The sequence below is a fragment of the Streptomyces sp. NPDC001507 genome, assembly GCF_042894765.1.
Taxonomy (GTDB): Bacteria; Actinomycetota; Actinomycetes; order Streptomycetales; family Streptomycetaceae; genus Streptomyces.
In genome coordinates this window covers 302822-323018 of sequence record NZ_JBIAVV010000013.1, presented here as the reverse complement: position 1 = coordinate 323018, position 20197 = coordinate 302822, and the positions used below count along the sequence as shown (strand labels likewise).

The window sequence follows — 20197 nt, the reverse complement described above, 5'->3', positions numbered from 1 at the left end:
TGTGCGCGTGGGTTCTCGGCGTGGTTCACACGCCGGTGACCGTCCACTGGTTGTTGGTGCTGGAGTTCGGCGCCCACAGCACCGTGGTGGACCCCACCGTGGTGCTGCCGCTGCCGTCCAGGGCGGTGCCGGTGCCGCGGTTGACGATCTGGTAGCGGTTGCCGCCGAGGCTGTTCAGCGACCACTGCTGGTTGTTGCCGCCGTTCCACGCCTCCTGGCGGGCGGGTGCGCCGTTGGCGGAGTTGCCCCAGCTGTCGGCGGCCATGCCGTTGGCGCGGTTCATGATCCGGTAGTAGCCGTTCCCGAGGTCGATCAGCTGCCACTGCAGATTGGCGCTGCCGTCGTAGTTCCACTGCTTGAGGTTGGACCCGGAGGCGACGTTGCCCCCGCTGTCGAGCACCAGTCCGCTGGTCACATTGGCGATCTTGACCCAGGTGGTGGACCCGCCGGGTGCGCCCAGGACAGGGATCTCACCGGAGAAGGTGAGCTTGACCGTGTAGGCGAGGGCGGTGAACGGCGGGTTCGTCGAGGGCATGGTCAGGTGCAGGCCGGAGGCGTCCTGGGTCGGTGCGGGCAGGTTGACGTAGGTGCCGGCGGCGTTGTTCAGCAGCTGCGCGCCGGTCAGGCTGCTGAGGTTGATCTGGTTGGAGTTCAGCGTGGTGATGGTCGTGGTCGCCCCCTGCCAGCCCAGGGTGGTGGCGTAGAGGACCTTGTTGTCCTGGCTGCGGGTGAAGCGGACGTCCTGCGGTTTGCCGGCCACCGGTCCGCTGAAGGAGCCGCCGCCCATCTTGGTGGGGCCTTCGCCGTAGGCGGACCAGGAGCGGGTGCCGTAGACCGCCTCGCCGAAGCGGCCGAGCCAGTCCCCCATGGCGAGCAGGATCGACTGCTGTGCGGAGGGGATGGTGCCGTCGGCCATCGGGGCGATGTTCAGCAGCATGGTGCCGCCCTTGCTGACCCGGTCGATCAGCGAGTGCAGCAGCGCCTGCGTCGTGTAGTAGCCGATACCCACCGTGTAGCACCAGCTGGAGGAGGAGATGCTGTCGTCGGTCAGCCAGTACGGCGTGAGCAGATCTGCCGGGCCGCCGCGCTCGAAGTCGAAGACCTCGCCCTTGTTGTCGAGGCCGTCCTTGTAGGTCGCGACCACGTCCTTGTTCCAGGCGACCGCCTGGTTGTAGTAGTGCGCGAGGAACTGCAGCCGGTAGGACTCCTGCACCAGGTTCAGGTCGAAGTCCTGCCAGAGCAGGTCGGGCTGGTAACCGTCGACGACCTCGACCAGCTTGTCGTACCAGAGCTTGTTCTCGGCCGCCGAGCCCTGTTGTCCGTAGAGGATGCGCAGGCCCGGGTCGGACTGGGACGGCACGTGGTCGTAGTAGCCGTTGAAGTGGTAGGCGTGGTGGAGCGAGACCATGAACTTCAGGCCCTGGGCGCGGATGGCCTGGGCGTGCAGGGCGACCAGGTCGAGCCGGGGGCCGTGCTGGACGGAGTTCCACGGGTTGGCGCGGCTGTTCCACATCGAGAAGCCGTCGTGGTGTTCGGCGACCGGGCCGGCGAACCGGGCGCCCGCGGACTTGAACAGCCGGGCCCAGGCGTCCGGGTCCCAACTGCCGCCCTGGGAGGCCAGTCTGGGCGCGAACTGCACGAAGGTGCCGGCCTTGTCGCGGGCGCCGTCGATGAAGTTGTGGTACGGCCACACCGAGGGGTCGCCGTAGGCGGCGATGTGGTGCTGGTTCTCGTTCGAGCCGCCGATGTACATGTTGCGCGGGTACCACTCGTTGCCGTACGCGGGGACGCTGAAGGCGCCCCAGTGGTAGTAGATACCGAACTTGGCGTCCTTGAACCAGGCAGGTGCCGGGGGGTGCTGGTCCACGGAGGACCAGCTCGCGGTGTAGCTCGCGGGGCCGTCGGTCGCGGCGGCCTGAGGTGCGAAACGCAGCAGTCCGGCGGCCGTGGCCGCGCCGGTCGCCGCGAGCATGCGGCGTCGGCTGATCGGGCGGGGGGAGGCGGTCATGAGGGGGTCCTTCAGGGTCAGGTGACGGGGTGGCGGTCTCGGCCGGTACCGGTTACTCGCGCGACCACCTCTGGTTGCCGGCGCCGGTGCAGGTCCACAGCTCCAGGAGGGTGCCGTTGGCCGTTGCCGCGCCGGTGGCGTCCAGGCACAGGCCGGACTGGGCGCCGGTGATCGTGCCGTCGGCGTTGAGCGTCCACTTCTGGTTGCTGCCGCCGGTGCACCCGGAGATGTCGACCTTGGTGCCGGGGATGGTGGCGCCGCCCGCCGCGTCCAGGCAGGCGTTGCCGTAGACCCGGATCTCACCGGCCGGTGTGCTGGTCCACTGCTGGTTGCTGCCGCCGTTGCAGTCCCACAGCTCCACCTGCGTGCCGGAGGTCTGCGACTGGTTGGGCACGTCCACGCACCGGCCGGAGGCGGTCCCGACGATGGGGCCGGTCGTGCCGCCTCCTCCGCCGCCGCTGCCGGGGGTGAGGGACAGGTTGTCGAACTGTGCCGTCTCGCCCTGGCCGGTCGCGTAGCCGACCTGTCCGCCGGCCCAGGTGCGGTCGTTGGCCGAGCCGACCGTGGCACCGTCGACGACGGCGCTGATGGTGGTCCCGGAGAAGGTGAGCGCGAGCGTGTGCCACCGGTTGGTGCCCAGTGCCGTGGTGGTGCCGTGCGCGAGGGTGGAGACGGTGCCGTTGGTGCCCGAGTTCAGGATCGACCAGGCACCGGTGTCGCTCACCCGCAGGTGGTAGGCGTTGAGTCCGCCGGTGCTGCTGTAGTCCTGGCCGTTCGCGCGGCCGATCAGCTCGGCGTATCCCGACTGTTCGAGCAGCACGTCGGAGGATACGGTGTAGTTGCTCCAGCCCACGTCGCCGAGCAGGGCGTGCGGATCGGACAGCGCGTCCCAGGTGATCGGCTTCTGGGGACTCATCTGGCGCACGCACTTGCCGCCGCGGCCGCCGCCGCAGGCCGTCACCTCGAAGGCGCCCTGCCAGTCCATGAGGTACTTCGCCTCGCTGCCAGTGGCGTAACCGTCGAAGGTGTCGCTGTACGGCAGGCTCATGGCGCCCTGGGCGGGGCCGGTGGCGGTGCCCTTGCCCTGCCCGGTCGTGGTGGTCAGGGTGTAGACGCGATGGGGCTGCACGGTCAGGCTGAAGCCTCCGCCGGAGGGGGTGACGTCGGCGGTGTGCACGAAGTAGTCGGCCGGGTTCGAGGAGTTCACGTCGGTCGACCAGACGTGGACGGTGCCGCTGGACAGGCCTCCGGCGACGTCGAAGTTCAGGGTCTGGGCGCTGCCGGCGTCCATCGTCTCGATGACGGTGGAGTAGTCGGAGCCGTTCGGGGACTTCAGCGAGACGTAGCTGCCGTTGTTCCGGTTGCCGCCGATGTAGCCGCTGGAGGAGTCGAGGTACTTCCAGCCCGGGGCGGTGAACTGGCTGGTGTGTGCCATGACCCAGGTGTTCTTGCCGATCGCGTAGTGGCCGGACCAGGGCTGGGAGGCCAGGGCGAGGCCCATGGTGGGGTACGGCAGGTTCGGCGTGATCGCCGCGACCACCGGCCAGTTGAGATACGCGGTCATCCGGCCGTCGATGTATCCGCGGTTGATGCCGCGGGCCATGGCGGGGGCGCCCCCGTTGTAGTCGTCCGAGCCGTTCTCGCTGGCCCACAGGGGCTTTCCGGAGGACGTGGCGGCCGACGGCACCGAGCAGTTGGCCTGGGAGGAGCGGTAACCGCAGGGGTAGTGCGTGCCGATGACGCTCACCGCGGCGGCGAACGCCGAGTTGGAGTTGACGTCGCCCGCCACGGTCCAGTCCGAGTCGGCCGCGACGATCTTGACGCCGCCGTAGCCGTTGGAGTTGAGCGCGCTGCGCAGTTGCTCGTACCAGGAGACGTTGTAGCCGCGCTCGTTCCAGCCGCCGAGGTAGTCGATGGTGAGTCCGTGCTGTTTGGCGCAGCCCAGCCACGAGACCAGGTAGTTGACCATGTCGGTGGACCAGAAGTTCCCGCCGCCGATCCAGCCCGGCGCGCCCCAGGCGAGGCCGTAGAGCTTGATGCCCGGGTTGCGGGCCTTGGCCTGCTCCATGAGCCACCATTCGTAGCCCCGGTCGCAGTTCAGGTCGGAGCGGGTGTGCTGGTGGCTGGGCTCGGCACCGGAGGTGGAGTTGGTGTCCCCGCCGATCTCGGCCTTGAGGATCTGCAGGGAGGCCCCGTAGCCGGGCTTGAAGAGGTAGTCGAGGATCTGGCCGCGCTGGGGTTCGGGGTAGTCGATCAGGAGCCTGCTGTTGCCGCCGCCTCCGCTGATCGCGCCGACGCCGTCGAAGGTCCGTCCGCCGGAGGCGCCGTCGATGGTGATCGAGGTGGCGGCGTGCGCCGGGGCGGCGACGGTGCCGACAAGGCCGCCGACGGCCAGGAGGAGGCCCGTGAGCGCGGCGGTCGAGGCGCGCAGGCGCCGCAGCAGCCGTCCGATTGCTGACACGGTGGGTTCCTTTCGCAGGTCGGTGGGGGTGCGCGTCGGGTGCGGTGTCAGCGGACGACGAAGTCCTGGTTGGTGCCCGGCGCGTTCTTGCACTGCCACTGGTCCAGTTGCTGTCCCGGGGTGCTGCCGGCGCCGTAGACGTCCAGGCACAGGCCGCTGTTGCGGTTCTGGAAGGCGTAGGACCCGTCGGACTGGCGCACGGGCAGCCAGAGGGCGTTGGCGGCGGGGCCGGGAGCCTGCTGCACGATGTCCGGTGTGCCGGCCGTCGTGGAACTGCCCGCGACCGCCACGTCCTGGCCGGAGTGCTGGGCGCGCAGTTCGCCATAGCCGTCGGCGGCCGGCACGAACAGGAACCGCTGGTTGTCCTGCCCGTTGCAGGTCCACTGGTCGATCACGGCGCCCGCGGCGGTGGAGTTGCCGTAGACGTCCACGCACAGGTTGTCGTCGGCGACGACGAGTTGGCGGTAGCCGTCCGGGAAGCCCGTGCCGCCGGAGGAGGCCGGGGTCAGATAGACGGCGAACGCGTCGTGCGAGCTCTGGAAGGTGAACGGGACGGTGATCGAGCCGCCGGAGGCGCTCACGGTCTGGTCGTACACGGTCTGCGGCGCACTCAGCGGGGCCTGGTCCGGGATGCGGTGCACGGTGACGTGGACGTTGCCCGCGTTCGTCAGCCAGGGCACCGAGGACAGTCCGTCGAACGTCACGGAGGCGGCCCCGGTGTACCCGTTGGAGTCGCCGATGAGCGCCACGGCGCGTTCGGCGGCGGAGTCCTCGGAGGCGGCTACGGCCGTGGAGCCGACCTGGCCGGAGGTGTCGACGAGGGTTCCCGTCATGTCGGCGTAGTCCCGAAGCGCCCACCAGTTGCCGGTCGGCTGCCAGGTGCCTCCGCTCTGGGTGAGCACTCCCGTCAGGTTCGGGGTGGTGCAGCACACCCAGTTGCCGCGCATGGCGTTGGTGTATCCGGACTGCGCGAACCGGGCCAGGTACCAGGCCGTCACACCGGCGGTCTGCCGGTCGGCGGGCTGGTACTCGTTCGAGGACAGAGGCAGCGGGCCGATGCCGGCCGAGCTCAGGGCGGTGCGCAGACTCTGGGCGACGGTGACCGGGTCGTCGACGTCACCTTCGTTGTGGTTGCTGATCACGTCGGGGACGGTGCCGGCTGCCTTCACGTGGGCGAGCCAGGTCTGCCACTCCCCCGGGTTGCGCTGCGGGGTGAAGGCGAGGGACGGCCCGACGATCTGCGCCCCGGGGGCGATGCGGCGGATCTCCCGGTAGGCGGTGTCCCACATCTGGAAGTACTGTGCGCTGTTGACACCCCGGGTCCAGAACACGGAGATGTCCGGCTCGTTCCAGATGTCGTAGGAGAACGTGAGCCCCGACGCCTGCAGGGCCCCCACCGTGGCGTCGATGAAGCTGATCCAGTTCGAGCAGTCGCCGTTGTCGCACGGGTATCTGGTGTTCGAGGGCTGGCCGCCGTTGGCGCCGTAGATGTCGCTGACCAGCACCTGGTATTGCGCGTGGTAGGGCGGCCGGGTGAGCCGCCGGGCCTGCGCGGTGATCGAGTCGAGGTCGGCCCGGGTCGCCGACCCGTACTGGTAGCCGTCTTTGATCCAGCCGCCGGAGAACCATCCGCCGCCGCGGAAGGCGTTGATGCCCAGCGGCTGCAGGAACTGGTCGACGGGCTGGGTGCCGTCCTGGCTGATGCCGTAGAGGAACCCCTCCCCCACGCCGGTGGACGGTCCCCGGGTCGCGGCCAGGTCGACGCTCAGCGACGTGCCCGAGGCGGCCTGGCTCGGGGCCGTCGTCAGAAGCGCCAGCACGAGCGTCAGGACGATGCCGGTCACCAGGGCCGCGATGCCGGGTCTCGCTGTCATCCTCATCCGATCCTCCTGAGTCGGGGCGGCGGCGGGATGCCCCCGCCCCGGAGTCGGGCACGTTGGCTCACCGGGTCAGCTCAGCGTCCATTTCTGGTTGGACTGGCCGTTGCAGGTCCACAGCTGTACGGGGGTTCCGTTGGCGGTGGCGGCGCCCGACACGTCCAGGCAGAGCCCGGACTGGGCGCTGGTGACGGTGCCGTCGGTGTTGAGCGTCCATCGCTGGTTGCTCTGGCCGTTGCAGGTCCAGGTGATGACCTTCGTGCCGGGGCTGGTGCCCTGCCCGGAGGCGTCCAGGCACAGGCGGCTGCCTGCCAGTGAGACGCTCAGCTCACCGGAGGTGCTCTCGGACCAGGTCTGGTTGGCCCCGCCTGAGCAGTCCCGGATCTGCGTCTGGGTGCCCGGTGTCGTCGAACTGTTCGGTACCTCAAGGCACTTGGCCGCGCCCACCGCGTGCAGCGCACCGGTGGTGCCGCCCCCGCCGCCCGACGTCCCGTACCCGGCGGCGGTGATGCCGGCCTGGACGGCGTTCTCGGTGGCGTCGGACGGGTAACCCGCGGTCATCGCGCCCTCGAAGAACTCGCCCTGTCCCGAGACGCTGTTGTCGCCGCCGGTGCCGAGGAGGACGGAGCTGTCGACCTTCATCGGTGAATAGCCGTTGGGAAGGGGGCCGGAGAAGGTGGTGGTCAGTCCACCGCCTGCACCGTCGCCGTATTTGAGGGTGAAGTTGCTGGTGCCGTTGTTCTTCAGCCACGCGCTGACGAACGGGTGGTGCACGCCCTGGTTGTTCGGGTCCTTGTTGGAGCCGGTGCTGGTGTGGAACATGCCGTTCTCCAGGTCGGCCTCGACCCACGGGCCGCTGCCGGTGCAGCCGCCGAACCAGCAGGCGTTGCCCCAGTAGATGGCGTTCATGGTGGCGTTGCCGGTGTCGGTGTGCGAGTTCTCGCCGCTGCCGTAGTCGAAGCAGCACCACTGGTTGGTGAAGTTCGACGAGGTCACCATGTAGATGCCTTCGGGCTGGGAGCCGGTGGCGACGCCGCTCGCGTGGTCGATGCGGTAACCGACACCGGGGGTGACCTTGACGCCGAAGACCTGGTGGCCGCCCGCGGTCACCGGCAGGGCCATGGCGTCGGCTCCCACGTCGGATCCGTTGGGGCCGGGTCCCTTCCAGTAGCCGCCCCAGGAGATGGGCAGGTCGTTGTGGCGGGTGGTCTGGTCGTAGATCTTCGTGATCGTGCACGAGGTGCCGGCGCAGAACGACACCTGGGAGGCGGCGTCGGCGTACCCGCCTGGGGCGAGCAGCCCGATGTCGCGGTATGTGTGGTCGGAGGACCGCTGGATCTGGTAGAGCGGTCCGTCGTAGGCCGCGAAGAGCGCCCTGGTCGTGGCGTGGGCCGTCACGCACGGTGTGCCGCCCGCGGCATAGATGTCGCACGGCAGCGACGCGGCGGCCGCGGGGCCGGGAGCTGAGTCGTGGACGGCGATGGTGGTGCCGGTCCGCGGGGACGTGGCGAAGGCGGGGGTGCCCCACGCGGCCAGGGCCATCGCCAGGGCGATCAGGAACGCGGCGATCGGGAAGGGGGTAATCGGGAACGCGGCGATCGGGAACGGGGCCGGGAAGCGCCTTCGCCGGTGGTCGGCTGTTGATCCGGGCAAGGAGTCCTCCTCCGTGGCGGGGCCGAGGGGCAGGGGGAGTCAGCCCAGCGTCCACTGCTGGCCGCTGCTCCCGTTGCAGGTCCACAGCTCGGCGAGGGTTCCGTCGGCCGTGGCACCGCCGGTGACGTCCAGGCACAGGCCGGACTGGACGCCGGTGATCGTGCCGTCGGAGTTCAGCGTCCACTGCTGGTTGCTCTGGCCGTTGCACTGCCAGATCTCCACCTTCGTGCCCGGCGTGGTCTGGTTGTCGTAGGCGTCCAGGCACATCTGACCGGTGCCGGAGTAGACGGTGAGCTGGTCGGATGCGGTGTGCGTCCAGGTCTGGTTGGCGCCGCCGTTGCAGGTCCAGATCTCCACCTGGGTGCCTGCGGTGGTGGTGGAGTTGGGCACGTCCAGGCACTTGCCGGCGCCGACCGCGTGCAGTGCCCCTGTCACGCCGGTGCCTCCGCCGCTGCTGGTGCCGCCCGCGACCCGGTACATGACCGTGCCGTGGGCCGGCACCGAGGCGCTGATGGTGCCGGAGGTGGTCGAGGACCCGCCCGACCACAGGTCGGTGAGGGTGTAGGCGGACGCCCCGGTCTTCCCGATCGCGGCCGCGCTGGTGGTGATGGTCGCCGTGGAGCCCGTCTCGTTGAACAGTGCGACCGACACGTCACCGTTCGCGAGCGGCTTGGCCAGCACGTCCAGGCCGCCGACGGACGACACCATGGTGCCCTGCTTGCCGAGGGGGTCCTGGTCGACCGCGATCACCCGGGAGTTGGTCAGCGTGGACAGGGTGGCGGCGCTCGCCTGGGGGATGTTGGTGCCGGCGATGAGCGGCGCGGCCATCTCCGCCCAGAGGCTGAACTCGCTGCGGTTCTCGGCGGCCGTCATGGAGCCGTTGCCGACCTCCAGCATGTCCGGGTCGTTCCAGTGGCCGGGTCCGGCGTAGGAGGCCAGCCCCACGTTGCTGTGGAAGATCGACAGCATGCTGGAGAAGGTCGGGCTGATGTCTCCCGTGGTGCGCCAGCTGTTGCCCACGTCGGCGCCCCAGGTCCACACGTTCTCCTGGCCCCAGTTGCACAGGCTGTACAGGATCGGTCGGCCGGTGGCCGCGAGCGCGTCCCGCATCGCGGTGTAGCGGGTCCGGGCCGGCACGCCGGTGTTGTTGCAGTTGTCGTACTTCAGGTAGTCCACGCCCCACGACGCGAACGACTGCGCGTCCGTGCTCTCGTGGCCGAGGCTGCCCGGGTATCCCGCGCAGGTGGCGGTGCCCGCGTCCTCGTAGATACCCAGCTTCAGGCCCAGCGAGTGGACGTAGTCGGCGGTGCCCTTGATGCCGTCGGGGAACTTCGCCGGGTCCGGCACCAGGTGACCGCCCGAGTCACGGCTGTGGGTCATCCAGCAGTCGTCGATGTTGACGTACGAATAGCCCGCCGCCTGCATGCCGTTGGTGTGCATCGCCTGGGCGGTGGACTTGATCAGCGCCTCGGAGACGTCGCAGCCGTAGGCGTTCCAGTCGTTGAAGCCCATCTGCGGAGTCGGCGCGAGTCCGTTGCCGAGAGCGGCGGCGGGTGGTGCGGTGGCGAGGGAGATCAGGGGTGCGGCCACGGCGAGCAGTACGGCCGAGAGGGTGAGCGCCAGGGTTCTGCGCAGGGACCGCAGTGGAGGCAGCGGACTGGTCGTGGGCATGGGGCATCTACTCCTGGACCGGGTCGGGGAAACTGACGGGTGTTCAGCGATAGTCGGCAGCGGTGACGTTGGCCTGCACCGCGTTGTCGGTCGCGTCGGAGGGATAGCCTGCGACGAGGGCTCCCTCGTAGAAGGTGCCGGCGCTCTGGTTGGCGCCGCCGCCGGGCTTGCAGCAGTCGCCGCCGCTGCCCAGGACGATGGCCCCTTGTTTTCTCATGGGGCTGTATCCGCCGGGCAGCGCGCCGTCCCACAGGGTGGTCAGGCCGCCCGACTGGGCGTTGCCGCCCTTGAGCGCGAACCTGGACGTGCCGTTGTTCTTCAGCATCGCCGTGACGAACTTGCTACCAAACGCCCGCTGGTTGGGGTTCCAGGACGTGCTGCCGCCTGGGTACAGACCCCATTCGAGGTCGGCCTGCACCCAGGGACCGCTTCCCGAACAGCCGCCGAACCAGCACTCGGTGCCGAAGTTGATCGCGTCCATCGCCCCGGCCGCGTCGGCTTTCCTGGTCGTCTCGCTGTTGCCGTAGTCGAAGCAGCAGCCGCCGTTGACGTGGGTGCCGCTGGTCACCATGTACGCCCCTTCGGGGGCCGCACCGGTCGGCACGCCCGTCAGGTGGCCGTCCCGCCAGTAGCTGTTCCCGGGGTTGATGTACAGCGAGTACGCCTTGGTGCCCCCGGCGGTCAGCGACTCGGACGTCGCCTTGGCGGGGCTGCTCTGACTCGATCCCGGGACCTGGGCGGAGCCCTGGTACCACAGGTCGTTGCCGTGTCCTGACTGGTCGCGGACGACCGTGATCACGCAACTGGTGCCCGCGCAGAAGGCGTCTTGGGCCGCGGCGTCGGCGAAGCCGCCGGGTGCCAGCAGGCCGATGTCCCGGGTCGCGCTGTCCGAACTACGCCTGACCTGGTACAGCGGTCCGTTGTACGAGCGGTAGAGGGCGCGCACCGTGCTGTGCGCGGCGACGCACGGGGTACCGCCCGCGGCGTAGATGTCGCACGGGCCGGACCCCCCGGGCGCCTGATTCACCGGAGGTGCCGCCGACGCCGGCGCGGACCATGTCGGCTTGGTCGCCAGCAGTATGGCCAGCAGTCCCATCACGATCACGGCGGCCGCCGCGGACAAGCGCGACGCGTGAGCGGTGGGGCGACAGGGCGGAGCGGAAGGAGGCTGCATTCTGTGTCCTCGCGTGGGCGGGGGAAGGGGACGGAGAGTGCCGTGCCTGTCCGAGAAGGTGCGCGCGGGGTGTCGACCGCTCCCGTCAGCGTGCCCGAGAGCACTCACAGGGAACGCTCATACATCCCATGTCGCATAGTGATCCCACAGGCCCAACACCCTGTCAATAGAAGCCTCTTGGCAATTCACCGCTTGATACATCCCATGTCTGGGTCATGATGAGGCCGCGTGAGGGCATGGCTGAACCGCGCCCGGCGACCGCTGCGGTACCGAGCGCGGGTTGTCGCCTTCCGGCCTACCTCGCGCCGATCACCTCACCCGAGATTCCAGTGCTGATGGGCGCCGCCGTTGGAGTCCCAGACCTGGACGGGACTTCCGTCGGCGGTCTGCCCGGCGGGCACTTCCAGCGCCCGGCCGGAGGCGACGTTGGTCAGGGTGTACGAACCGTCGCCGTTCCGGCTCGCCCGCCAGTGCTGGTTGGCACCGCCGTTGGCGTCCCAGATCTCCATCCGCGTGCCGTTGCCCGTCTGACCACCCGGCTCGTCGAGCACCCGCCCGCTGCCGACGTTCGTCAGCGTGTACGAAGCATCGCTGTTCTGGCTCGCCCGCCACTGCTGGTTCGCCGCGCCGTTGGGGTCCCAGACCTGCAGGGACGTGCCGTTGGCCGTCTGCCCGCCCGGCACGTCCAGCGCCCGGCCGGCGGCAACGTCGGTCAGGGAGTACACCGTTCCCGGGACGATGCCGCCCTGGTTGCCGCCCCCACTGCCGCCCAGGGCGCTCAGGACCGAGCCGTAGGCGGGCTTCTTGTTGCCTCCGCCGTTGAACAGCAGGGGGTTGTCCCCGCTCCGCCAGGAGTCGCTGTCCCGGATGCCCCAGACGGTGATGCCGGTGCAGCGGGCCACGTTCATACAGGCTTTGACGGTGTTCGCGTAGGCCGTGGTCGGTGCCTGCGCGATGTCCAGTTCGGTGATCTGTACGTCGACGCCGAGCGCGGCGAAGTTCGACAGGGTGGTCTGGAAGCTCGACGGCGGGCCGCCGGTGCCGAAGTGGGACTGGAAGCCGACGCAGTCGATGGGCACGCCACGGGACTTGAAGTCGCGCACCATGGCGTAGACGCCCTGGGTCTTGGCGTCCGACCAGTTCTCGATGTTGTAGTCGTTGTAGCAGAGCTTGGCCGACGGGTCGGCGGCCCGGGCGGTGCGGAAGGCCTCTTCGATGAAGCCGTTGCCCAGCACGTTCTGGAACACCGAGCTGCGGTGCTGGCTGCTGCCGTCCGCGAACGCCTCGTTGACCACGTCCCAGGCGTAGATCTTGTTCTTGAAGTGGGTCATCTCGGTGGTGATGTGATTGTCCATCACACTGCGCAGGGTGTTCGCGTCGGTGATGGAACTGACCCAGCCGGGCAGCTGGGAGTGCCAGACGAGCGTGTGCCCGCGCATCCTCTGCCCGTGTGCGGTGGCGTGGCTGACGATCTGGTCGCCGGGCCCGAAGTTGAAGGTGCCGCGAGAGGGTTCGGTGGTGTCCCACTTCATCTCGTTCTCGGGCGTGATCATGTTGAACTCGCGGTCCAGGATCCCCGAGTAGGTCGCGTCACCGAGCTTCCCGGCGGCCACGGCCGTGCCGAAGTAGCGGCCGCTGTCGGCCGCTGCCGCGCCCAGCGTGCCGGAGGCCGCGTGCGCGGCGGGGTTGGCGGGGCCGGCCAGAGCCAGTGCCGTGCCGGCTGTCAGTACGGCTGCCAGGGCCAGGATCTTGCGCGGACGGGGCTCTTCGTTGAGCCAGGGCATGAGGGATCGGTCTCCTTGTGTGGGGGATGGCACCGGCCGGGAGTCGGTGCCCCGGCCGGCTGGGGTCACTGGGCCGAGGCGACCGGCAGCGCGGTCCACTGCTGGTTGGCGCCGCCGTTGCAGTCCCACAGGACCATTTGCGTTCCGTCGGTGGTGGAGGAGCCGGGGTCGTCGAGGCAGCGGCCGGAGGCAGGGTTGCGGTAGCCGCCGTTGTACGCCTGCCATTGCTGGTTGCCGCCGCCGTTGCAGTCCCAGATCTCGATCCTCGTGCCGTTGGCGGTACCGCGGCCCGTCGCGTCGAGGCACTTGCCGAGCGCCCGCAGGGTGCCGTCGGAGAGCGCGGACCACTGCTGTGCGTCGGAGCCGTTGCATGCCGCGATGTCCGCGGCGGTCCCGTTGACGGTGCTGCCGTTGTTGACGTCGAGGCACTTCCCCGCGATTCCGGAGCGCACCTCACCGCCCGCCGATGCCGGTGGCTTGATCCAGCCGGCCGCGTCCGCGGCCTGGACCCCGGCGTTGAAGGCGTCCGCCATCTTGCGGAAGCCGTTGTCGTTGGGGTGCAGGGCGTCGGAGAGATCCGCACTGGTCAGAGCGCTCATGTCCACCAGCCGTACGTGTTTGCCGACGGCCTGCTCGGCCTGCACGATTCCAGGGAGCCTGGCGTTGAACGCGGGACGGACGGCCTCTTCGGTGCCGCTGGTGGAGACGATCACGGTGCCGACGAGGACGGTCGCGTCGGGGGCGTCGCGGGTGATCTGGTCGATGAGCGCGCGGAGCCGGTCGGGGGCGGTCGGGACCTGGTAATTGCCGTTCAGGTCATTGGTGCCGATCTCCAGGGTGACCACGTTGGGGCGGTAGCGGGCCAGCACGGAGTCGGCGATGCCGGCGATCTGGTCGATCCGCCATTCGGAGTGGCCTTCGTTGTCCGGGTCGGACATGGTGCCGTTGCGGCCCGAGCCGACGAAGTCCAGAGCATGCCCCTCGGCCGACAACTGGTTCCCCAGGAAACCGCGGTAGCTGTTCCCGGACGGGCTGCCGACGCCCCAGGTGATCGAGTCGCCCAGCGGCATCAGCCGCAGGGGGGCGGGCGCGGCGGCGGCACCTTCGGCGGAGTGCAGCGCCCCGGTGGCGGTGGCGGACGCCGCGGGTGGTGCCGCGCCGATGGCGAGTGCGGCCATCAGTGCGGCAGCAAGGGATACCGAGCACTTCTTCATGAGCGTTCCTCACTGGTGCGGGACAGTGGGTGGGGAGAACGGGCACACGAATCGAACGGTCGGGTGGGGGTGGAGTCCTGGTGAGTGCCGGCTGCGTTCTCGCAGGGCCCTCGGTGCGGTTTCCGGCCGGGGCTGCGGGCACCGCCGTGGACGTCCAGGCGCAGGCCGCCGTGCTGCTTCCGGAAGGAGGCCGAGCCCTCTGGCTGCCACACCGGCGGTCACAGACCGCCGGCCGCTCCGCCCGGGGCCCGCTGCACGATGCCGGGCGTGCCAACGGCCGTCGAACCACTGGACATACCGGAGAACGGCTGCTCGGCGGTGACGTTCCCGGCAGGTGCCACGTCCGGGGGGGCCGGTGTGAGCAGCCGGTGACGAGTGGCCCGGAGCCGGTGGTGGGCCGGCCGCGGACCGGAGCCTTTCAGGTCAGTTGAGGCTCCATCGCTGGTTGGATCCGCCGTTGCACGGCCAGAGTTCTGCCAAGGCGCCGTTGGCCGTGGAAGCGCCGGTGACGTCGAGGCACAGCCCGGACTGGACGCCGGTGACGGTGCCGTCCGCGTTCACCTGCCACTGCTGGTTGGCACCCCCGTTGCACGGCCAGGTCACCACCTTCGTGCCGGCGGACGTCTGGTTGTCGTACGCGTCCAGGCACATCTGGCTGCTGCCGCTGTAGACGGTCAGCTGGCCCGAGGAGGTGCGGGTCCACGTCTGGTTGGCGCCGCCGCTGCAGTCCCAGATCTGCAGTTGTGTGCCGGCCGCGGTGGAGGAGTTCGGCACGTCCAGGCACTTGCCCGCGCCCACCGCGTGCAGCGCGCCGGTACTCGTCCCGCCCCCCGCGGAGTTGCCGTACCCGACAGCGGTGATGTTGGCCTGGACGGCGTTCTCCGTGGCGTCCGACGGGTAGCCGGAGGTCATCACGCCCTCGTAGAAGGTGCCTTGGGCACCCTTGCTGTTGTCGCCGCCGGTGCCCAGGATGATGGCGCCCTGCTTGCGCATCGGGTTGTATCCGGAGACGTTGGGGCGTACTCCGTCGTAGAACGTGGCCAGGCCGCCGGACTGCGCGTTGCCACCACGGATCGCCCAGTGGTTCGGGCCACCCTTGATGATGGCGGTCGTGTAGCGGTGGTTGATGGTCGGGTCGTTGGCGTTGTAATGCTGGTTCACCCCGGAGAAGAGGCCGTTCTCCAGGTCGGCCATGATCCACGGACCGTTGCCCGAACCGTACCCCCACACCTTGATGTTGCCGAAGTAGATGGCCTCCATCGTGCCGTTGCCGTCGTCGTTGCTGTCCGTCTCGGCGTTGCCGTAGTCGAAGCAGCAGCCGCCGTTGTAGTGCGTGCCGTCGAAGATCGCGTACATGCCCTCGGCGTTGTCCCCGGTGGCGATGCCCTTCGTGTGGTTGTTCCGGTAGCCCGTACCGGGCGCCACGAAGACGCCGTAAGCCTTGTGTCCGCCCACCGTGGTGGGCGCGGCGGTCGCGTTCGCGAGGTTGTCGGGTCCCCCCGCGGCACCGCCGCCGGGTGCCTGGGTGAGGTTGTTGTTGCGGCCTGACTGGTCGTAGATGACCGTGATCAGGCAGGACGTCCCCGAGCAGAACGAGTCCTGGGCGGCGGCGTCGGCATACCCGCCCGCGCTCAGGACCCCGATGTCACGGGTGGAGTTGTCGGAGGCGCGCCGGACCTGGTACAGCGGCCCGTTGTACGAGGCGTACAGCGCTCGGGTGGTGCTGTGTGCCGCCACGCAGGGCGTGCCGCCTGCCGCGTAGAGGTCACAGGGCCCGGACGTGGCGGCCCGAGCTGTGCCGGCCGTGGCCGTGGCGCCGGCCAGAGCGCCGGCGACGAGCGCGGCTGCGGCCCCCGCCAGGGCAAACGTCTTCCACCGGGAACGGGCCGTGCCCGCCGACGGAGGGAGATGTGTCCGAGGCGATGCGTTTCGGGGCACGCCACGGTGGTGTACCGCCGCGAGTAACCGCTCGACGCTGTCGCGCCTGGGCAGCAGACGCCGCCTTGTACGTGTGGTTCCCATCTGGACTCCCTACCGTGCCGGTGCAACCCGGTCGGGTCGCGGTGGTGGCGGTGGCGGTGACACATGCCGAAGCGCCTGAACGTGCCGTGGTGCAGTGGGATTGCCGAGAGACATCGGGGATGGCGGTGTTACCGGTCTCACAGGGTGCCAAGGGTCGGGAGACCCTTCCTGCGGTGCTTGCTGCGGAATCGATTCGACTGCTGATTGCCACGGTTCGCAAGCTCTTGGGAAGCACGAAAAGTTGCGATGGAACGGGCCCGGACCGCGGCCCGACCTACTGCCGCGAGGGTGCCGGGGGCCGCGCGAGTGTCGCCGACGGCCGGCCACCGACCCTACGGATGCCCCTTCATCAGGCCACTGAACAGGAAGGACTCCGAGCAGAACCAGATCACGGAGCACCGGAGCGAAAGCCACTCGCCGAAGCAGGCGCCCCAGCACGGGGATTGCAGCCGTTTGCGCTTCGCACTACGCGACTGGCCTGCGCAACGCCGGACGTGAAATCCCGTCGAATCGCTTGCGTCGAATCGGTTCGCCTCGACCTCGTAGCGTCGTGAGATGTGAAACGGGTTCGCAGCCTTGCCCCGATGAAGAGGAGACGGTGGCGACCACCGAGGCCGCACACAGCACGCGACGGACGAACTGCTCGCCGGTATGCACCTCAAAGGGATCTGAGCTTGTCTTTTATCCTCTGTCCGTGCCGTACGGCGTTGACGGTTGGTTCCAGACGTCATCAAGCCTGCCACGATCTGCCGGAGTTCGCGGGCCGTTCGAGACGACATGGCCTGCGTCACGGTGTCGAGGAGGGCACGCGCTTCAAGGGGATTGCCGCAGCAGTACCAGTGCACGTTGCCCCACTCGTAGTCGTGCCACAGCTCGCGCTCGGGACGACGGACGTAGTCCTTCCACAAGCGCACGGCTGCGCTGACGTCGCCTGGCTGCAGGTAATTCCGGGTGCGCTCGAGACGGTAGATCTCTGACAGTGCACGCGTGGAAAGGCCGTCGATGCCGGGGTTTGCGTCTGGTGTCCGGTGGCGGCAGGAGATGCCGGCCCGGATGTGTCCTGGCCGTCTACGAGGCATGGACCTTTCGGTTTGTCGTCATGCCGAACATGGTGCCATGACTCCGAACGACACCTCCAACGGATTCGCTCGTCCGGGGATTCGCCGGGCAGGCGGACGGCCCTCGCGTGATCCTGCGTTCCACCACGGAATCCGAATTCGTACGAAGGCCGCAGAGGTGAGTGTGCTGGACCACGTTGCTCGGCGGGACGCGTTCGACTTCACGTCACACTTCCGGGAGGACCTGTACGCCTACCTGACCCGGCGCGGTGACGCCCTGTTCGAGGTCGCCGACGCAACGTGGTGCGAGAACGGACCGGTGACCTCGCCGGTGGACCTGACACTGCTGGCCGAGCACCGTGGATCCGGATGTCCTGATCGTCTTCGACGCCGGCTACGACGCCCCGCGCATGGCCCACCTCCTGGCCGGGTTGCCCGTCGAGGTTCTCGGGACGCATGCGTTCGGACCGTGTCATGCGACGGCCGGCACCCTCGCCGAAGGAGTGTGCCCTGTCCTATCCCCAGGGCGGCCGACCTCCGAAGCACGGCAAAGAGTTCCGCTTCGCCAAGCCCGGGACCTGGGGCATCCCAGACGCGGAGACCGTGCACGGCACCGCCCGGTACGGCACCGCCCGTACGAGAAGGGGCGTTTGGAGCATTGACAGCCGCCCGGGTTGTTCCTAACTTCACTTCACGCGAACCGGTTCGACGACCGGTGGACGATTCTCTCCTCACCCTGGAATCCATGCGACCGGACTCTCTGCCCCGCAGGCGCATCGAACCGGTTCGACCAAGGAGTTGCCGTGAACATCGGTGAGATCGCACGGCGGGCCGGTGTCTCGCGGAGCACCGTGTCGTACGCCCTGAGCGGCAAGCGCCCGGTCTCGGACGACACGCGCCGGAGGATCCAGCAGGTCATCGACGAGTTGGGCTACCGCCCGAACGCCAGCGCGCGTGCCCTTGCCAACGGCCGGACCAACACGATCGGCCTGGTGTTCCCACCGGCCGGCAACCACTACACCGGGATGCAGCTCGACTTCATCGGGAGCGTGGTGGAGGCGGCCGCCGCCTACGACTACGACGTGCTGCTGTCCCCGAGCGGCGTGGACAGCGACCGTTCGTTCCAGCGACTGCTGGGGGAGCAGCGCGTCGACGGCGCGATCCTGATGGAGATCCGGCTGGAGGACGACCGGGTCGACCACCTTGCCGACCTGGGCTTCCCCTCCGTCGCCATCGGCCGCACCGCCCACCCGGAGGGCGGCTGGTGGGTCGGCCTGGACCACACCGCGCTCGCGGCGGCCTGCGTGCACCACCTCGCCGACCTGGGCCACACGAGGGTCGCCTTCGTCAACCGGCCCGAGCAGCTGCTGCGGGCCGGATACGAGTCAGCGCACCGCGGCCTGGACGGCTTCACCAAGGCGGCGGCCGAGCGGGGGCTGACGGTACGGACGTACTGCTCTGAGGACGACGCCGCCTCCGGCGAGGCCTGCCTGGATCGGATCCTGCACGATGACCCGGCCACGACGGCTCTGGTCACGCTGAACGAGGCCGCGCTGGGCGGTCTGTACCGGGGGCTGGCCAGGGCGGGCCGTCATGTGCCGCGCGACTTCTCCGTCACCGGGGTGGTCGCCAGCCGGTGGGCGGAGACGGTGACCCCGCAGCTCACCGCCGCGGACGTGCCGGCGGAGGAGATGGGCCGTCGCGCCGTCGACCTGCTGGTGGAACGGCTCGACCACCCCGAAGCTCCGCCCCGGCACCACCTCCTCGCTCCCCCGGTCTCGCTGCGGGCCAGCACCGGGCCCGCCGGGACCAGTACCGCGCCCTGAACATCGCCTGGTCCCGACCGCACCCACGTACTTTCCCCGACTTCACTCCACCTTCACCACACCGGATGCCCGAACCGCCCGACAGCGCTGTTCGCCGTGTCCGTCTCTCCTCACGCCTCAGGTCCTCACCCCCTCGCGCCTTCACCACTCCATGTCCTCGGCACCGGCATGCCCAGAACAAAGGAACCCTCGCGATGAACAGCTCCTCCAGACAGCGCCGACTGACCGCCGCGGCCGTCACCGCACTCGCCGTGGCCGTCGCCGCCACCGCCTGCTCCTCCGGCTCGGGCAACACCGGCACGACGAGCGCCGGCAGCGGCACGTACACGATCTGGGATCCGTACCCGCAGTTCGACAAGACCTCGGCCTGGGCGAAGCTGCTGGACCAGTGCGGCACCAAGGCCGGAGTGAAGATCAAGCGGACCGGCTTCGACACCAGCGACCTGGGCAACAAGACGCTGCTCGCCGCCCAGCAGGGCAACTCCCCCGACGTCCTCATCGTCGACAACCCGGTGGTGTCGACCCTGGCCGAGGCGGGCGTCCTCACCACGACCGACGACAGCAAGCTGGACACCTCGAAGGTCGACCCCAACCTGCTCGCCGCCGGCCAGTCGGGCGGCAAGACCTACGGCACCCCGATCGGCGCCAACACCCTCGCCCTCTACTACAACAAGGAGGTGCTGACGAAGGCCGGCGTGGACATCGCCTCGGTCAGGGACTGGAACTCGCTCACGGCGGCGCTGGCGAAGGTCAAGAAGGCCGGCGAGAAGGGCATCACCTTCTCGGCGATCGGAACAGAGGAGGGCAGCTTCCAGTTCCTGCCCTGGTTCTGGGGTGCGGGCGCCAAGCTGACCGAACTCGACTCCGCCCAGGGAGTGTCCGCGCTGGCCCTGTGGAAGGACTGGCTGAAGAACGGCTACGCCCCCAACTCGGTCCTCAACAACACCCAGACCACCAGCTGGCAGGAGTTCGCCACCGGCGACTACGCGTTCAGCGAGAACGGCACCTGGCAGCTCGCCAACGCCATGAAGGCCGGCTTCGACTACGGAGTACTGCCCATACCCGGCGTGAACGGCGGGAACGCCGCGGCTCCGACGGGCGGCGAGTTCGTGACCATCCCGGTCCAGAAGGACACCGGCCGCTACGCCACCTCCCGGAAGCTGGCGACCTGTCTGACCAGCACCGCCAACCTGTACACCACCGACACCACCCTGTCCTACGTGGCCCCGACCGCGGAAGTCCAGGACAAGCAGGTGGCCTCGAACGCCGGCCTGAAGCCCTGGGTCGACGCGGTCAAGGCGGCCAAGGGCCGTACCAGTGACGACCTGGGCACCAAGTACCCCAAGATCTCCGAGCAGATGTGGAAGGCCGTCCAGTCCGCCCTCAGCGGATCCCGGTCGCCCAAGGACGCCCTCACTGCGGCGCAGGCCGCGGCCAAGTGACGTGAGT

The 20197-nt window shown here is 69.3% G+C and carries 10 protein-coding genes and 2 pseudogenes; 3 read left to right on the top strand and 9 right to left on the bottom strand.

Annotation, left to right across the window (positions count from 1 at the left end):
* Nucleotides 1–25: 25 nt before the first annotated feature.
* The 9 genes and pseudogenes from ACFY0K_RS37565 to ACFY0K_RS37525 form a co-directional block, all read right to left on the bottom strand.
* A complete protein-coding gene (locus ACFY0K_RS37565) occupies nucleotides 26–2008 on the bottom strand; it encodes an alpha-L-fucosidase (protein ID WP_390643630.1) in 1983 nt (660 codons plus the stop codon).
* Nucleotides 2009–2060: 52 nt separating this feature from the next.
* On the bottom strand, nucleotides 2061–4469 hold the full coding sequence (locus ACFY0K_RS37560; protein WP_390643629.1) for a ricin-type beta-trefoil lectin domain protein: 2409 nt from the start codon (nucleotides 4467–4469) through the stop codon (nucleotides 2061–2063).
* A gap of 47 nt (nucleotides 4470–4516) precedes the next feature.
* Nucleotides 4517–6349, bottom strand: coding sequence for an RICIN domain-containing protein (locus ACFY0K_RS37555; RefSeq protein ID WP_390643628.1), 1833 nt, complete (start codon nucleotides 6347–6349; stop codon nucleotides 4517–4519).
* A 69-nt stretch (nucleotides 6350–6418) separates the two neighbouring features.
* Nucleotides 6419–7999, bottom strand: a complete 1581-nt coding sequence (locus ACFY0K_RS37550; protein ID WP_390643627.1) for an arabinofuranosidase catalytic domain-containing protein — start codon at nucleotides 7997–7999, stop codon at nucleotides 6419–6421.
* Nucleotides 8000–8038: 39 nt separating this feature from the next.
* On the bottom strand, nucleotides 8039–9670 hold the full coding sequence (locus ACFY0K_RS37545; protein WP_390643626.1) for a glycoside hydrolase family 27 protein: 1632 nt from the start codon (nucleotides 9668–9670) through the stop codon (nucleotides 8039–8041).
* A gap of 43 nt (nucleotides 9671–9713) precedes the next feature.
* A pseudogene (locus ACFY0K_RS37540) lies at nucleotides 9714–10688 on the bottom strand (arabinofuranosidase catalytic domain-containing protein); the annotation flags it as partial.
* A 470-nt stretch (nucleotides 10689–11158) separates the two neighbouring features.
* Nucleotides 11159–12628: an endo-1,4-beta-xylanase gene (locus ACFY0K_RS37535; RefSeq protein ID WP_390643625.1), complete on the bottom strand. Its 1470-nt coding sequence runs from the start codon at nucleotides 12626–12628 to the stop codon at nucleotides 11159–11161.
* A gap of 65 nt (nucleotides 12629–12693) precedes the next feature.
* Nucleotides 12694–13842, bottom strand: coding sequence for a ricin-type beta-trefoil lectin domain protein (locus ACFY0K_RS37530; protein WP_390643624.1), 1149 nt, complete (start codon nucleotides 13840–13842; stop codon nucleotides 12694–12696).
* Between the two features lie 423 nt (nucleotides 13843–14265).
* Nucleotides 14266–15864 carry an arabinofuranosidase catalytic domain-containing protein gene (locus ACFY0K_RS37525; RefSeq protein WP_390643623.1) on the bottom strand — a complete coding sequence of 533 codons (1599 nt, stop codon included), beginning with the start codon at nucleotides 15862–15864 and terminating at the stop codon, nucleotides 14266–14268.
* A gap of 1420 nt (nucleotides 15865–17284) precedes the next feature.
* Here ACFY0K_RS37525 and ACFY0K_RS37520 point away from each other — a divergent pair.
* From ACFY0K_RS37520 to ACFY0K_RS37510, 3 genes and pseudogenes are all read left to right on the top strand, one after another.
* A pseudogene (locus ACFY0K_RS37520) lies at nucleotides 17285–17564 on the top strand (transposase); the annotation flags it as partial.
* A 161-nt stretch (nucleotides 17565–17725) separates the two neighbouring features.
* Nucleotides 17726–18748 carry a LacI family DNA-binding transcriptional regulator gene (locus tag ACFY0K_RS37515; protein ID WP_390643622.1) on the top strand — a complete coding sequence of 341 codons (1023 nt, stop codon included), beginning with the start codon at nucleotides 17726–17728 and terminating at the stop codon, nucleotides 18746–18748.
* Between the two features lie 194 nt (nucleotides 18749–18942).
* A complete protein-coding gene (locus ACFY0K_RS37510; protein ID WP_390643621.1) occupies nucleotides 18943–20190 on the top strand; it encodes an extracellular solute-binding protein in 1248 nt (415 codons plus the stop codon).
* Nucleotides 20191–20197: the final 7 nt, after the last annotated feature.

Coding starts and splice junctions, on each gene's coding strand:
- ACFY0K_RS37525 (WP_390643623.1), bottom strand. CDS start 15,864: ATGGGAACCACACGTACAAGGCGGCGTCTGCTGCCCAGGCGCGACAGC.
- ACFY0K_RS37535 (WP_390643625.1), bottom strand. CDS start 12,628: ATGCCCTGGCTCAACGAAGAGCCCCGTCCGCGCAAGATCCTGGCCCTG.
- ACFY0K_RS37530 (WP_390643624.1), bottom strand. CDS start 13,842: ATGAAGAAGTGCTCGGTATCCCTTGCTGCCGCACTGATGGCCGCACTC.
- ACFY0K_RS37565 (WP_390643630.1), bottom strand. CDS start 2,008: ATGACCGCCTCCCCCCGCCCGATCAGCCGACGCCGCATGCTCGCGGCG.
- ACFY0K_RS37510 (WP_390643621.1), top strand. CDS start 18,943: ATGAACAGCTCCTCCAGACAGCGCCGACTGACCGCCGCGGCCGTCACC.
- ACFY0K_RS37545 (WP_390643626.1), bottom strand. CDS start 9,670: ATGCCCACGACCAGTCCGCTGCCTCCACTGCGGTCCCTGCGCAGAACC.
- ACFY0K_RS37555 (WP_390643628.1), bottom strand. CDS start 6,349: ATGAGGATGACAGCGAGACCCGGCATCGCGGCCCTGGTGACCGGCATC.